Raw genomic sequence first — 14,263 nt, 5'->3', positions numbered from 1 at the left:
CACCGAGGTCAGACCGGGACGCGTCAGTCCTCGAGCCCGAGACTGAACGCCTGCTCCAGGTCGTGCTGGCTGTACGTCCGGAACGCGATGTAGGTCTGGGTCCGCAGGACGCCCTCGACCTTGCTGATCTTGTCGGCGATCACGTCGGCGAGGTCGTCGTGCTCGCGGACGCGGACCATGGCGACGAGGTCGACCTCGCCGGTGACGGAGTAGACCTCGCTGACGCCCGAGATGTCGGCGATCGCGGCTGCGACCTCCGGGATCCGTGCGGCGTCCGAGTCGATGAGCACGATGGCGGTGAGCATGGTCGCCATCATGCCGTGCGGGGCCGCCGGACGCCGGTGGGCAGCACCTGCGCGTCGGCGTCGTCGAGCTCGCCGGTCAGGACGACCGGCGGCCGGTCGCCGAGCGCCTCCGCCGGGTGGAGCCGGAGCGGTCCGAGCGCCTCGCGCGGCCGGAGCACGGTCGCGACGGCCGCGGCCGGGTCGCGCAGCCGCAGGGCCGAGCGCACGGGATAGGCCCAGGTGCTCGCGACCTCGACGAGCCGCACGCCGGGCTGGTCGAGCCAGGTGAGCACGAGGTCGGTCTCCTCGGGGTGCGCCGCCGGCGCGGGAGCGACCGGTGCCTCGACGTGCTCGCCCGACGCCTGCAGGGTCGCGATCGCGGGTCGGGGGTCGGTGCGCCGGTCGACGCGGGCGGTGCCCGCGAGCCGGCCGTACCGGACGAGCACGAGCTCCCAGCCGCCGTCCTCCGTCCTGCGCGCGGCGACCAGCTCGGGGCACGCGGACACCGGCGCGAACCGCTGCGCGCGCGACGCTCCTCGCAGGAACGCGCCCAGGCGGTCGCGCACGGTGCCCGCCTCCTCGAACCGCTCCTGGTCCACGAGCGTGTCGATGCGGTCCGCGTGGGCGCCGACCACCGCGTCGGCGTCGGCGAGCATCGCGTGCCGGACCGCCGCGACGACCGCCGCGTAGTCGGGGGCGTCCCCGATGCAGGGCGCACCGCACCGACCCATCTCGGCGAGCACGCAGGCCGACGAGCCGGCTGGCGCGACCAGCGGCAGGCGCCGGGTGCACTGCCGGATCGGGAACGTCTCGTGCAGCGCGTCGAGGGCGAGCTGGGCGGTCTTGGCCGACGCGAACGGCCCGATGTACGTCGCACCGTCGTCGGCCTTGACCTCGCGTACGACGGACAGCCGTGGGTAGGGCTCGGACGTCAGCCGGACCCAGGGCATGCGCTCCGGGAAGCGGGACCGGCGGTTGTACCGGGGGGAGTGGGCCGCGATGAGCCGGAGCTCGCGCACGCGTGCCTCGAGCGGCGTCGCGCACGGGATCGGGTCGACGCGGTGCGCGACGCGCACCATCTCGATCATGCGGCTGCGCTTCTCCGCCGACGTGAAGTAGCTGCGCACGCGCTGCCGCAGGGACGTCGTGGACGTGCCGACGTAGAGGATCTCCTCGCCCGGCCCGCGGAAGAGGTACACGCCGGGGGAGTCCGGCAGGCCGTCCGCGAGGGTCCGCTTGCGGCGGACGTCCTGCGGGACCGGGTCGGTCGCCGTGGCGAGGTCCTCGAGGTGCGTGATGCCGAGCGGCGCCAGGCGACCCAGGAGCGCGTGCAGCACGTCGACGGTGGCCTGCGCGTCCGAGAGCGCCCGGTGGTTGGGCGTGACGGTCGCGTGGAACAGGGCGGCGAGCGAGGAGAGCTTGTGGTTCGGAGCCTCGTCGCGCGTGACCACACGGCGCGCCAGACGCACCGTGTCGAGCACCTTGTTGCCCGGCCATGCGTGCCCCGTCCTGGCGGCGGCCGCCTTGAGGAAACCGATGTCGAACGGCGCGTTGTGCGCGACGAGGACGGCCCCGCGCGAGAACTCCAGGAAGCTGGGCAGCACCTCCTCGATGGGCGGGGCGCCGATGAGCATGGTGGTCGTGATGCCGGTCAGCACCTGGATGAACGGCGGGACCGGCCCGCCGGGGTCGACCAGCGTCTGGAACTCGCCGAGCACCTCCCCGCCCCGCACCTTGACCGCACCGATCTCGGTGATCGCACAGTCGGCGGGCGTCCCGCCCGTCGTCTCGAGGTCCACGACGACGAACGTCACGTCCGACAGCGGTGTGCCGAGGTCCTCGAGGGTGGGCTGGTGCGGCCGCGCGTCCGGCGCCGGGGTGGCGTCCGCCCACACGGGGCGTAGGCGGCGGACGGACGACATGGGGCGGACGCTACCCACGGTCACCGACACGACCGCCGCGCCGCACCGGAGGCCCGGCGTCCGCCTAGGGTGCTGGCATGACCGGCACCGACCTCGAGGACGCCGCAGGCGCGCCCGCCGACCGGTCCGACGTCCCACCGACCGTGCGCGCCGCGCTCGTCCAGGCGGCCTCCGACGCGCTCGGCACGTTCGAGCCCGTCGAGGTGCCCGCGTCCCTGCGCGCCGTGCACCGGTTCGCTCCGCGTCGCCGCGCCTCCGCGGGGGCCGGCCCGTTGTGGACCGCGCTCCAGCAGGAGGACGTCTTCCGCAAGGGCGTCGCGCGCGTCTGGGCGCAGGCGAACCCCGCGCTCGCCGCGCAGGTCGTCGACGAGCACCCGGAACCGTCGCCGCAGGCGGCCGCGGGAGCGTGGCTGCTCGGGGTGCCCGGCTGGCGGAGCCTCGTGCCCCCCGAGGCCCCAGGGGCCGATGCCGAGCTTCCTCAGCTGCGGGCGAGCCTCGCGAAGGCGCAGGCGGAGACCGAACGCGTGCGCGCCGACCTGGCGACCGCGACGCAGGACGCGCGGGCGGCGCAGGAGCAGCTCGCGAGCCTCCAGCGCGAGCTGCGCCGGCTGCGCTCGGACGCCGACCGCGCGCGCAGCGAGGGTCGTCGCGCCGCCGACGAGGCGCTGGCGGTGCTCGACGCCGCCGTCCAGGCCCAGGCCCAGGCGGCTCAGGACCTGCAGGCGGCGCGCGACGAGCGGCGTGCGTCGTCGGCGGAGCGGACCGCCGCCCGCGCGGAGCTGCGCGCCGCCCGCAAGCTCGCCGACGCACGGGTCCGGCTCCTCCTGGACACGATCGTCGACGCCGCGAGCGGCCTGCGTTCCGAGCTGGCCCTGCCGCCCGCGGGCGACAAGCCGGCCGACCTCGTCGGCCCGGGCGTGGAACAGGCCGCGGCCCGACCCAGCTCTCGCGGTCGATCGATCGACGACCCCGCCCTGCTCGAGGAGCTGCTCCGCCAGCCGTGGGCGCACCTGCTCGTCGACGGCTACAACGTCTCCAAGACGGGCTTCGGCGAACTGACGCTCGCCGAGCAGCGGCGGCGCCTGGTCGACGGGCTCGCGGGGGTGGCGGCGCGTACCGGCGCCGAGGTGACCGTGTGCTTCGACGGGCAGGAGGGCCAGGGCGCGACCGGCGGCCACGCCCGGGGGGTCCGCGTCCTGTTCGCCGTCGGGGAGATCGCCGACGACCTCATCCGCCGGCTCGTGCACGCCGAGCCGCCCGGACGCGTGCTCGTCGTCGTGACGAGCGACCAGGAGATCGTGCGGGACGTCGAGGCCGCCGGCGCGTGGGTGGTCCCGTCCCGCACGCTCGTCGCGCGGATCCAGCACCTCTGAGGTGACTGTCGGTGGTCGTCGCTAGCGTCCGGCGCATGATCATCGACTGCGACACCTGCACCCAGCGCGGCGCCGCGTGCGCGGACTGCGTCGTGACGTTCCTGACCATCCCCGTGCGTACGCGGTCGCCTGCCGAGCCGGCTCGGGCCCCCCTGCCCGCGGAGCTCGACGCCGGCGAGCGGCGAGCCATCGAGGTGCTCGCTGCCTCCGGCCTGGTGCCACCCCTGCGGATGGTGAAGGCGATCTGACCCTCAGTCGGACGCCGACGTCGCGTAGAGCGCGTCCACCTCGCCGGCGAAGTCCTTGAGCACCTGCGCGCGGCGGATGCTGAGCTTCGGGGTGAGGTAGCCGTTCGCGATCGTGAGGTCGTCGGCGAGGATGCGGTACTTGCGCACCGACTCGGCCCGCGAGACGGCCTTGTTGGCCTTCTCGACGGCGAGGTCGAGCGAGGCCAGGACGTCGGGGTCTTTGGCCGCCTCGGCGACGCTCATCTCGGGCTTGCCGTGCGCCGTGAGCCACCCGGGAACGCCCTCGGGGTCTAGCGTGATCAGCGCGCCGATGAACGGACGCTGGTCGCCCACCACGACGACCTGGCTGATCAGCGGGTGCGCCCGGAGCCGGTCCTCGAGCACCGCCGGGGCGACGTTCTTGCCGCCGGCCGTGACGATGATCTCCTTCTTGCGACCCGTGATCCGCAGGTAGCCCTCGTCGTCGAGGGAGCCGAGGTCGCCCGTGCGGAACCAGCCGTCCACGAGCGACTCCTGCGTCGCCGCGTCGTTCGCGTGGTAGCCGCGGAACACCGGGATGCCCTTGACCTCGATCTCGCCGTCCTCGGCGATCCGGATCGAGGTTCCGGGCATCGGGATGCCGACCGTGCCGATCTTGGTGCCCTTGCCGGGGCGGTTGACGGTCGCGGGCGCGGTCGTCTCGGTCAGGCCGTAGCCCTCGAGGACGTTGAGCCCGAGCCCGCGGTAAAAGTGACCCAGCCGCTCGCCCAGGGGGGCTCCGCCGGAGATGGCGTACTTCGCGTTCCCGCCGAGCGCCGCGCGCAGGCGCTTGAGCACGAGGACGTCGGCGACCTTGTGCTGGAGCTTGAGCCAGGCGCCCGGTCCGCGCGGCGTGTCCAGCGCACGCGAGTAGACGATCGACGTCTTCGCGGCCCGCTGGAAGATCGCGCTCTTCCCGCCCGCGGCTGCCTTCTGCTCGGCCGAGTTGTACACCTTCTCGAACACGCGGGGCACGGCGAGGATGAACGAGGGCCGGAACGAGGCCAGGTCCTCGATCAGCGTGGTCGTGTCGGGCGTGTGCCCGAGGACCGCACCCGCGGGGATGCAGAGCACCTCGATGAAGCGGGCGAAGACGTGGGCCAGCGGCATGAACAGCAGCGTGCGCGCACCGGGCTCGCCGACCACCTCGTACAGGTCGGCGACCGTGTTCACCGTCAGCTCGTAGAAGTTGCCGTGCGTGAGCTCGACACCCTTGGGCCGGCCCGTGGTGCCGGACGTGTAGATGACCGTGGCGACGTCGGACAGCCCGGCCAGGCCGCGGCGGCGGGCGATCTCCTCGTCGGACACCGAGTCGGCGCCGGCCACGATCGTGTCGATGGCGCCCTCGTCGAGCAGGAGCACCTCGCGCAGGGTCGGGGCGTCCGCCCGGACCTCCTCGACCGTGGCGGCGTGGGCGGCGGTCTCGACGACCAGGAGCGACACGTCGGCGTCGGTCAGGATCCACAGGACCTGCTCGGCCGAGGACGTCTCGTACAGCGGCACGGGGACGGCACCGGCCGCCCAGACGGCCCAGTCGAGCAGCGACCACTCGTAGCGCGTGTGCGACATGATCCCGACGCGGTCGCCCGGCTCGACGCCACGGGCGACGAGCCCCTTGGCGACGGCGACGATCTCGGCGTCGAACTCCTGGGCGGTGAGCGGGATCCAGGGCCCGCCCTTCTGCGTCTTGTGCTCGACGACGACGCGGTCCGGGGTTCCCGTGACGCGCTCGGCAAGAAGGTCGTTCAGGTTGTTCGAGGGGTCGACCTCGAGACGCAGAGGAGTTCGGAACTCGTCCATGCTGGCTCCAGTGACAGTGGCGAAGTGTGCGACGAGGATACGGGACGCGCGCGGCCATCCGGGCAGGTTGGGTACGCTGCGCGTCGCGGTCCCGGACGTCGGTCGGACGGGGTGCGCGCCGACCCACGGCGGCGGCTAGCGTGGGGGACCGCACCGGACGGTCGCGAGCAGAGTACGAGCGCGTAGGAGCACACGGGAACATGCACGCCATCGGTGTGGACATCGGCGGGACGAAGATCGCGGCAGGAGTCGTCGACGAGGACGGCGAGATCCTGGCGCAGACCCGACGCGACACCTCTCCCGACGACGCGGCCGGGATCGACAAGGCCATCGCGGACGTCTACGCCGAGCTCAGCCAGTCCTACGAGGTCAACGCGATGGGTCTGGCCGCCGCCGGATTCGTCTCCGCCGACCGTTCGTCGGTGCTGTTCGCCCCGAACATCGCGTGGCGCGACTACCCGCTGCGCGACCGCGTTGCAGCGCTCCTGGACGACGACGTGACGATCGTCGTCGAGAACGACGCCAACGCCGCCGGCTGGGCCGAGTTCCGGTACGGAGCGGGGCGTGACGTCGACGACATGCTCATGCTCACCGTGGGCACGGGCCTCGGTGGAGCGATCGTCACCGACGGCAAGCTCGTGCGCGGTGCGTGGGGCGTGGCGGCCGAGATCGGCCACATGCGTGTCGTCCCCGGTGGGCACTACTGCGGCTGCGGCCACGAGGGCTGCTGGGAGCAGTACGCCTCGGGGAGCGCGCTCGTGCGCGACGCCCAGGCCACGATCATCATCCAGCCCGACCGCGCGACGCGGCTGCTCGAGCTCGCCGGCGGGGACGTCGACCGTCTCACCGGTCCGCAGATCACCCAGGCGGCCCAGGACGGCGACCCGCTCGCCGTCGAGCTGCTCGCGGAGCTCGGCCGGTGGGTCGGCGAGGGCGCGGCGTCCGCCACGGCCCTGCTGGACCCGGCGCTGATCGTCGTCGGCGGCGGTGTGGCGGCCGCGGGCGACCTGCTGCTCGTCCCGGCGCGCCGGGGGTTCGCCGAGCAGCTCTCCGCCCGGGGGCACCGTCCGGAGGCGGCGCTCGTCGTGGCCTCGATGGGCAACGACGCCGGCATGGTCGGCGCGGCGGACCTTGCGCGGGTCTGACCTCTCAGACGACGGCACCCGTGTCGTCGTCCTCAGGGTCGCGGCGGTTGGGCATGCGCCAGAGCAGCACGGCCACGCCCAGGACGAACACGACGCCGGCCGCCTGGATCAGGGCGGGAGGTGCGGCCGGCCAGGCGATGACCACGACGAGCAGGAAGAGCGGCATGCCCACCGCGGCGATCCACGCCATCGTGAGCAGCGGGTCTCCGCCGAGCACCGGGCCGGGGTCCGGAGGCACGAAGTGCTCGCCCGCGTCGACGGCTGCCTCGGCCTCGTCGAACTGGGCCGTCCCCTCCCAGTCGCGGCCCGAGAGGTCCGGCGCCGGACGCACGACGCGGCTGTCCGCGACCCACGGGGCGACCGGGAAGTCGAGGGGCTTGGTGCTCTCGGGCTCCACCGGCGTCGAACCGTCGTAGCCGTCGATGTCCCCGAGCTGCGCGACGATGCCGTTCCAGACGTCCTCGTCGGACGGCGGACCGGTCCCTTCGGGGACGTCCGCGCCGTGCGGCGGGACTCCGTCGTCGGGGTCGTCGGGGCGTGGTGCCATGAGAGCACTCTAGAGTCGTGCCGAGCGGTCGGCGTGGCGCGTGGGGGCCTGGCACGTGCGAGCTCTGGCTCGGGTGAGCGCACAGTCCGTGGGTCGGGTCGAGAGGTGAACCGTTGTTCTACTGGTTGATGAAGCGGGTGTTCGTCGGTCCGCTGCTGCACCTGATCTACCGCCCGTGGGTGCGCGGCGCCGAGAACGTGCCCGAGGACGGTGCCGCGATCCTCGCGAGCAACCACCTCGCCGTCATCGACTCGTTCTTCCTGCCCCTGGTCCTGGACCGCGAGCTCGTCTTCATCGGCAAGCAGGAGTACTTCACGGGATCGGGCGTCAAGGGCCGGCTGACGGCAGGGTTCATGCGCGGTGTCGGCACCATCCCGGTGGACCGCGGCGGCGGCAAGGCCAGCGAGGCAGCCCTGCGCACGGGCCTGCGGCGGCTGAGCGACGGCGACCTGTTCGGCATCTACCCCGAGGGCACCCGCAGCCCGGACGGCCGCCTGTACCGCGGCAAGACGGGGATCGCGCGCCTCGCGCTCGAGTCCGGCGCACCGGTCGTGCCCGTCGCCATGGTCGGCACGGACGAGGCGCAGCCGCCCGGGCGCCGGATCCCCAAGGTCATGCGCATCGGCGTCGTCATCGGCGAGCCGCTCGACTTCAGCCGCTACCAGGGCATGGAGAACGACCGGTTCATCCTGCGCTCGGTCACCGACGAGATCATGTACGCGATCATGGCGCTGTCCGGCCAGGAGTATGTCGACGTGTACGCGGCCACCCAGAAGGCGCGCATCGCGACCGGCCACCCCGCCGTGGCGGGGGACGCCACGGACCACCTGCCCGCCGCCCCCGGCGGACGCCCGGTGCCGGACGTCCAGGTACCGGTACCGCCCGAGGGCGAGCCCGAGACGTCAGTAGGATGACCCGGTCGGTCTGAGCGCCGGCTTCTGGGGCGCGCCGCTGCCCGTGCGCGCCGATGGTGTCAACGAGAGGTGTTTCTCATGTCGGTTCGTCGCGTCGCCCTCCTGACCGCAGGTGGCTTCGCTCCGTGCCTGTCGTCCGCCGTCGGCGGGCTCATCGAGCGCTACACGGAGATCGCTCCCGACATCGAGATCATCGCGTACGAGCACGGCTACTACGGTCTCCTGCGCGGCGACAAGATCGTCATCGACGACGAGACGCGCGCCAAGGCCGGGATCCTGCACAGGTTCGGCGGCTCGCCCATCGGCAACTCGCGCGTCAAGCTCACCAACGCCGCCGACTGCGTCAAGCGCGGCCTGGTGAAGGAGGGCGAGGACCCGCTGCAGGTCGCCGCCGAGCGCCTGAAGGCCGACGGCGTCGACGTTCTGCACACCATCGGTGGCGACGACACGAACACGACGGCGGCGGACCTCGCCGCCTACCTGCACGACAACGGCTACGAGCTGACCGTGGTCGGCCTGCCCAAGACGATCGACAACGACGTCGTGCCGATCAAGCAGTCGCTCGGCGCGTGGACCGCGGCCGAGGAGGCCGCCGGGTTCGCCGCGAACATCATCGGCGAGCACCGCTCCGGCCCGCGCATGCTCATCGTGCACGAGGTCATGGGCCGGCACTGCGGGTGGCTCACCGCCGCCGCCGCGGCCGACTACCGCACGTGGCTCGACACCCAGGAGTGGGTCCCGGGCATCGGTCTGACGCGCGAGCGCTGGGACATCCACGCGGTGTTCCTGCCCGAGCTCGCGCTCGACATCGACGCCGAGGCCGCCCGCCTCAAGACGGTCATGGACGCCCAGGGCAACGTCAACATCTTCCTGTCCGAGGGTGCCGGCATGCACGAGATCGTCGACCAGCTCGAGTCCTCGGGCACCGAGGTGCTGCGCGACGCGTTCGGTCACGTGCGCCTCGACACGATCAACCCCGGTCAGTGGTTCGCCAAGCAGTTCGCCGAGAAGCTGGGCGCCGAGAAGGTCATGGTGCAGAAGTCCGGCTACTACTCGCGCGCCGCTGCCGCGAACGCCGAGGACCTGCGCCTGATCAAGTCGATGACGGACCTGGCCGTCGAGTGCGCGCTGCGCGGCGAGTCCGGCGTGATCGGTCACGACGAGGAGCAGGGCGACGTGCTGCGTGCGATCGAGTTCCCGCGCATCGCCGGCGGCAAGGCGTTCGACGTGTCCCAGCCGTGGTTCGGCGAGCTGCTCGCGGACATCGGCCAGGACCTCGTCCCGGCGAGCCACTCATGACCGTCGAGCCGGACCCGCAGGTCGTCGCCGGGCTGGACGCCTGGCGCTCGATGTCGCCGGTCCAGCAGCCGCAGTGGCCCGACGCGGTCGCCCTGGCCCGGGTCACCGACAAGCTCGCGACCGTCCCGCCGCTCGTGTTCGCGGGCGAGGCGGACGCGCTGCGCTCCCAGCTGGCCGCGGCCGGCCGCGGTGAGGCGTTCCTGCTGCAGGGCGGCGACTGCGCGGAGACGTTCAACGAGGCCACGGCGGACAACATCCGCAACAAGATCAAGACGATTCTGCAGATGGCGGTCGTCCTGACCTACGGTGCGAGCCTGCCCGTCATCAAGATGGGCCGGATGGCCGGGCAGTACGCCAAGCCCCGCTCGTCGGACAGCGAGACCCGCGACGGCGTCACGCTGCCCGCGTTCCGCGGCGACATCATCAACGGCTTCGAGTTCACGCCCGAGGCCCGCACGCCGGACCCGCAGCGGCTGCTCGAGGCGTACCACACGTCCTCGTCGACGCTGAACCTCATCCGTGCGTTCACCACGGGCGGCTTCGCCTCGCTGCTGCGCGTGCACGAGTGGAACCGCGGCTTCATGGCGAACCCGGCGTACTCCCGCTACGAGGAGATCGCCGCCGAGATCGACCGCGCGATCCGCTTCATGGCGGCCTGCGGCGCCGACTTCGACGCCCTGCGCACGGTCGAGTTCTTCGCCAGCCACGAGGGTCTGCTGCTCGACTACGAGCGACCCCTCACGCGGATCGACTCGCGCACCGGCCTGCCGTACGACTGCTCCGGCCACTTCGTCTGGATCGGCGAGCGGACCCGTCAGCTCGACGGCGCGCACGTGGACTACTTCTCGCGCGTGCAGAACCCGCTGGGCATCAAGCTGGGCCCGACGACCACCGGCGACGATGCGCTCGCGCTCATCGACAAGCTCAACCCGAGCGGCGAGGCCGGGCGCATCACCTTCATCACGCGCATGGGTGCCGGCAAGGTCCGCGACCTGCTGCCGTCCCTCGTCGAGAAGGTCACCGCCGACGGCCGTCCCGTCACCTGGGTGTGCGACCCGATGCACGGCAACGGCATCACGTCGGCCTCCGGGTACAAGACCCGCCGGTTCTCCGACGTCATGGACGAGGTCGCCGGCTTCTTCGAGGTGCACCGGGGGCTGGGCACCGTCCCGGGCGGCCTGCACATCGAGCTGACGGGCGACGACGTCACCGAGGTGCTGGGTGGCACCGAGGAGATCGACGACGAGGGCCTGTCGCGTCGCTACGAGACCCTGGTCGACCCTCGCCTGAACCACCAGCAGTCGCTGGAGATGGCGTTCCAGGTGGTCGAGCTCCTGCGCGCGGCCAGCTGACCCGGGCTGGACGGTCCGCCCGGCCGAGCGCCGGGCGGGCTACCAGATCGTGACGGTGACGGTCGAGCCCTTCGGCGCCTGCGTCCCGGCGCCGGTGTCCTGGAAGCGCACCTTGTTGAAGATCCCGCCCAGGTACTTCTGACCCTTGTAGACGAGGCCGGCGCTCTCGAGCGCGGCCTGCGCGTCCTCGCTGCTCTTGCCCACGACGTCGGGCACGGTGACGAGCTCGGGACCCTTGGACACGTTGACCGTGATCGTGTCGCCGCGGTGCCCCTGCGCGCCCTGTGCGGGCACCTGGTCGATGATCAGGCCCGCAGGCACGTCGCCGTTGAACACCTCGGTCGGCGCGAGCTTCAGGTTGTCGGGAGCGACCAGCTTCGTGGCGTCCTCGACGGAGAGGTTCACCACCGAGGTGATCGTCACGGGCGCCGGACCGTTCGAGATGACGAGCGTGACGACCGCGTGCCGCGTGATGCTCGCGCTGGGCTCGGCGGGTGTGATGCCGTCCGGCATGGTCGCGCTGATGACGTTGCCCGCCGGCACGGTGTCGCTGTCCTGGGCCGTGCCGAGGTTCGGGGTCAGCTCGGCGGCCGTGAGCGCCGCCTCGGCGTCCGCCTGGGGCACGCCGACCAGACCGTCCGGGACGACGACGAGGTCGGGGCCCTTGGACACGACGAACGTGACGGTCCCGCCCTTGCGGATGCGGCTGCCCTCACCCGGGTCGGTCGAGAACACCTCGTTGATCGGCGCGTCGGAGCTGAACTCCTTCGTCGCGTTCGCCTCGAGCCCGGCGTTCTCCAGGATCTGGGTCGCGTGCGCCTCGTCCTGCCGCACGATCGTCGGGACCGTGGTGTACGCGCCCGGGCCGTACTCCACGTACCACCAGGCCGCACCCCCGATCAGGGCCGCGAGCAGGCCGAGCAGGATGATCCAGCGGGCGGTGTGCCGCTTCTTGACCGGGGGCGGACCGCCCTGGTCGAGCTCCGCGGCGCTGACGCCCAGTCCGATCGGGAGGGCGACGGTCGCGCCGCGCGCGTCGGACTCCAGCCGAGTCGTCTCGGCCTGGTCGCTGGAGACCTCCTCGAGAGCGTCCTGCGACGCGTCGTCGACCTCGGCCTCCGCCTCCGGGCTCAGGTCGGTCTCGTCGGGGTCGGTCGCGGCCGGCAGGACGATCGAGGGTGCGATGTCCGCGCGTCGCTCGAGGGTCTCCTCGTCCAGGGCCAGGCGCGTCCTGCGCAGCAGCGCGAGGGCCGCACCCGCGTCGACCGGGCGGTCGTCGGGGTCGCGGGCCGCGAGCGAGCGGACGACCTCGTCGATCTCGATCGGCAGCCAGCTCACTAGCTCCGACGGGGCGGGGACGTCGTTGTTGACGTGCTGGAACGCGACCTGGATCGGGGTCTCGCCGGTGAACGGCTGACGGCCGGTCAGCATCTCGAAGAGCAGGATGCCGCACGCGTAGACGTCGGTGCGCGCGTCGGACAGGCCGCGAGTGACCAGCTCCGGCGCCAGGTAGGCGACCGTGCCCAGCACGGTTCCCGTCGTCGTCGAGGTGACCTCGGTGACCGCGCGGGCCAGGCCGAAGTCGGCGAGCTTGACCCGCCCGTCGGTGGCCAGCAGCACGTTCTCGGGCTTGATGTCGCGGTGCACGAGCTCGCCGCGGTGCGCCGTCGCCAGGGCGTCGAGCACGCACTCGCCGATCCGGAGGGCGTCCCCGACGGTCAGCGCGCCGCGCTCGCCGAGGTAGCGGCGCAGGTTCGAGCCGTCGACGTACTCCATCGTCAGATAGCTGGTCTCGCCGTCGACGCCCTGGTCGTACACGGCGACGAGCCCTGGGTGCGTCAGGCGGGCGGCGGTCCGGGCCTCGCGGCGGAACCGGGCGACGAAGTCGGTGCCGGACGCCCCCTCGGCGAGGTGCGCGTGCATGACCTTGAGCGCCACGTCCCGGTCCAGGCGGCGGTCGACCGCGAGGTACACGGTCGCCATGCCGCCACGCGCGATGCGGGACACGACTTCGTACCGGCTGTCGACCAGGCGGCCGACGAGCGGATCGGTGACGGTTGTTCCCACGCGCAGGAGTCTACGGGCGCAGGACCGGCTGTCAGTGGAAGCGCGTCATGTGGGTCTGCACGTTCGCGACATAGCGGCGGGTGTCCGCAAACATCCCGTTGCGCTTCACGGACGTGGCGCCCTGGTAGTACCCGGCGATCGCCGTCGGCAGGTCGGGCGCGTTCGAGACGAGGGACCGCAGGATCGCGACGCCCGCGATCACGTTGTCGTCGGGGTCGACGAGGTTCAGCGGGCGCCCGACGAGGTCGGAGGCCCAGGCCCCGGAGCTCGGGATGACCTGCATGGTGCCGATCGCGTTCGCCGGCGAGACGACGGCGTGGTTGAAGCCCGACTCCTGGAAGGCGACCGCCTGCGCGAGCGCGGGGTCGACGCCCATCGCTCTCGCGGTCGCCGCGATCTTCGCCTGCATCTGGCTCTTGGACGGGACCGACGTGCCGCGCAGAGCGGCCAGGTTCGCATTGGCCGCCGCGACGACCTGGTCGGAGTAGGTCCGTCCGGCGAAGGTGTTGCCGACCGACGCCGAGACCGGTGCGGGGACCGGGACGGTCAGGGTCTGTCCGATGCGGATGAGCGCGCGCGCGTCGAGCCCGTTCGCGGCGATGATCTCGGGCACCGAGGAGCCGAGCTTCGTCGCGATCCCGGTGACCGTGTCGCCCGACCTCACCGTGTACCCGGTGGAGCTGGCGGCCTGCGTGACGGCAGCGGGCGCCGGAGCAGGCGCGGCCGCGGACGCCGCACCGGGGATGGTCAGGGTCTGGCCGATCCGGATCATGGCGCGCGCGTCCAGGCCGTTCGCCGCGATGACCGCCTGCACGCTCGTGCCGTAGCGCGCGGCGATGCGGCCGACGGTGTCGCCCGAGACGACGGTGTAGCCCACGGCAGCGGGCGCGGGTGCTGCTGCGGGGGCGGGTGCGGCCGCCGCGGCGCCCGTCGGGATCGTGAGGACCTGGCCGATGCGGATGCGCGACACGTCGGCGAGCGCGTTGGCGCGGGCGATGGCGGCCACCGTGCTCCCGCTGCGGGCCGCGATGTGGCTGACCGTGTCGCCGGACCGGACCGTGACCTGCTCGTCGGCGTGGGCGGCCCCACCGGTCGCCGTCGCGGCGATCGCGACCAGCGCGAGCGCACCCGTCCCGGTGGCGGCGCGGCGGAGCCCGACGGAACGGGCTGCAGCGGACTGGGCCATGGCGCACCTCATGTTGCGAAAGTAAAGAGAAGGGTCCTGTGTGACAGGAGTGAACAAAAGTGACGGTAGCCCACGGATTCCGGCCTGGAAAGCGCGGGGCGGAATTGC

12 protein-coding genes are annotated in these 14,263 nt (G+C 72.6%); 6 read left to right on the top strand and 6 right to left on the bottom strand.

From position 1 onward, the window contains the following. Positions 1-23: 23 nt before the first annotated feature. Both AC1DZC_RS05855 and AC1DZC_RS05850 read right to left on the bottom strand, forming a co-directional pair. Positions 24-305, bottom strand: coding sequence for an Lrp/AsnC family transcriptional regulator (locus tag AC1DZC_RS05855; RefSeq protein ID WP_477039529.1), 282 nt, complete (start codon positions 303-305; stop codon positions 24-26). Positions 306-313: 8 nt separating this feature from the next. Continuing rightward, positions 314-2,206 carry a DEDD exonuclease domain-containing protein gene (locus AC1DZC_RS05850; RefSeq protein ID WP_477042567.1) on the bottom strand — a complete coding sequence of 631 codons (1,893 nt, stop codon included), beginning with the start codon at positions 2,204-2,206 and terminating at the stop codon, positions 314-316. Between the two features lie 77 nt (positions 2,207-2,283). Here AC1DZC_RS05850 and AC1DZC_RS05845 point away from each other — a divergent pair, with 77 nt between their 5' ends. Both AC1DZC_RS05845 and AC1DZC_RS05840 read left to right on the top strand, forming a co-directional pair. Next, entirely contained in the window at positions 2,284-3,579 is a 1,296-nt protein-coding gene (locus tag AC1DZC_RS05845; protein WP_477042566.1) for an NYN domain-containing protein, read from the top strand. A gap of 35 nt (positions 3,580-3,614) precedes the next feature. Beyond that, positions 3,615-3,827 (top strand): hypothetical protein, encoded by a 213-nt coding sequence (locus AC1DZC_RS05840; RefSeq protein ID WP_477042565.1) that lies wholly within the window; start codon positions 3,615-3,617, stop codon positions 3,825-3,827. A 3-nt stretch (positions 3,828-3,830) separates the two neighbouring features. Here the strand turns inward: AC1DZC_RS05840 and AC1DZC_RS05835 are convergent, their stop codons facing one another. Beyond that, entirely contained in the window at positions 3,831-5,645 is a 1,815-nt protein-coding gene (locus tag AC1DZC_RS05835; RefSeq protein ID WP_477042564.1) for an AMP-dependent synthetase/ligase, read from the bottom strand. 200 nt (positions 5,646-5,845) lie between these two features. Here AC1DZC_RS05835 and AC1DZC_RS05830 point away from each other — a divergent pair, with 200 nt between their 5' ends. Then, positions 5,846-6,790: an ROK family glucokinase gene (locus AC1DZC_RS05830; protein WP_477042563.1), complete on the top strand. Its 945-nt coding sequence runs from the start codon at positions 5,846-5,848 to the stop codon at positions 6,788-6,790. A gap of 4 nt (positions 6,791-6,794) precedes the next feature. On the opposite strand, the gene AC1DZC_RS05825 is transcribed toward AC1DZC_RS05830, so the two are convergent. Then, positions 6,795-7,337 carry a hypothetical protein gene (locus tag AC1DZC_RS05825; protein WP_477042562.1) on the bottom strand — a complete coding sequence of 181 codons (543 nt, stop codon included), beginning with the start codon at positions 7,335-7,337 and terminating at the stop codon, positions 6,795-6,797. A gap of 113 nt (positions 7,338-7,450) precedes the next feature. On the opposite strand from AC1DZC_RS05825, the gene AC1DZC_RS05820 reads away from it, so the two are divergent. The 3 genes from AC1DZC_RS05820 (at position 7,451) to AC1DZC_RS05810 (ending at position 10,902) form a co-directional block, all read left to right on the top strand. Next, positions 7,451-8,251, top strand: a complete 801-nt coding sequence (locus AC1DZC_RS05820) for a lysophospholipid acyltransferase family protein (RefSeq protein WP_477042561.1) — start codon at positions 7,451-7,453, stop codon at positions 8,249-8,251. A gap of 78 nt (positions 8,252-8,329) precedes the next feature. Beyond that, complete coding sequence (locus AC1DZC_RS05815; protein WP_477042560.1) at positions 8,330-9,550, top strand: pyrophosphate--fructose-6-phosphate 1-phosphotransferase; 1,221 nt, start codon at positions 8,330-8,332, stop codon at positions 9,548-9,550. Further along, the gene (locus AC1DZC_RS05810; protein WP_477039520.1) at positions 9,547-10,902 is read left to right on the top strand and encodes a class II 3-deoxy-7-phosphoheptulonate synthase; all 1,356 of its coding nucleotides are present in this window, start codon (positions 9,547-9,549) and stop codon (positions 10,900-10,902) included. Before AC1DZC_RS05815 ends, AC1DZC_RS05810 begins: the two co-directional genes overlap by 4 nt. A 39-nt stretch (positions 10,903-10,941) precedes the next feature. On the opposite strand, the gene pknB is transcribed toward AC1DZC_RS05810, so the two are convergent. Further along, complete coding sequence (gene pknB, locus AC1DZC_RS05805; RefSeq protein WP_477039519.1) at positions 10,942-12,969, bottom strand: Stk1 family PASTA domain-containing Ser/Thr kinase; 2,028 nt, start codon at positions 12,967-12,969, stop codon at positions 10,942-10,944. Between the two features lie 31 nt (positions 12,970-13,000). After that, positions 13,001-14,155 carry a lytic transglycosylase gene (locus AC1DZC_RS05800; protein ID WP_477042559.1) on the bottom strand — a complete coding sequence of 385 codons (1,155 nt, stop codon included), beginning with the start codon at positions 14,153-14,155 and terminating at the stop codon, positions 13,001-13,003. Positions 14,156-14,263 lie beyond the last annotated feature (108 nt).

Source organism: Cellulomonas sp. P2_B4 (assembly GCF_056404795.1).
The sequence above is the reverse complement of the archived record's forward strand: the minus strand, read 5'-3'. Positions and strand labels throughout refer to the sequence as shown.

Coding starts and splice junctions, on each gene's coding strand:
- AC1DZC_RS05855 (WP_477039529.1), bottom strand. CDS start 305: ATGCTCACCGCCATCGTGCTCATCGACTCGGACGCCGCACGGATCCCG.
- AC1DZC_RS05850 (WP_477042567.1), bottom strand. CDS start 2,206: ATGTCGTCCGTCCGCCGCCTACGCCCCGTGTGGGCGGACGCCACCCCG.
- AC1DZC_RS05845 (WP_477042566.1), top strand. CDS start 2,284: ATGACCGGCACCGACCTCGAGGACGCCGCAGGCGCGCCCGCCGACCGG.
- AC1DZC_RS05840 (WP_477042565.1), top strand. CDS start 3,615: ATGATCATCGACTGCGACACCTGCACCCAGCGCGGCGCCGCGTGCGCG.
- AC1DZC_RS05835 (WP_477042564.1), bottom strand. CDS start 5,645: ATGGACGAGTTCCGAACTCCTCTGCGTCTCGAGGTCGACCCCTCGAAC.
- AC1DZC_RS05830 (WP_477042563.1), top strand. CDS start 5,846: ATGCACGCCATCGGTGTGGACATCGGCGGGACGAAGATCGCGGCAGGA.
- AC1DZC_RS05825 (WP_477042562.1), bottom strand. CDS start 7,337: ATGGCACCACGCCCCGACGACCCCGACGACGGAGTCCCGCCGCACGGC.
- AC1DZC_RS05815 (WP_477042560.1), top strand. CDS start 8,330: ATGTCGGTTCGTCGCGTCGCCCTCCTGACCGCAGGTGGCTTCGCTCCG.
- AC1DZC_RS05810 (WP_477039520.1), top strand. CDS start 9,547: ATGACCGTCGAGCCGGACCCGCAGGTCGTCGCCGGGCTGGACGCCTGG.
- AC1DZC_RS05800 (WP_477042559.1), bottom strand. CDS start 14,155: ATGGCCCAGTCCGCTGCAGCCCGTTCCGTCGGGCTCCGCCGCGCCGCC.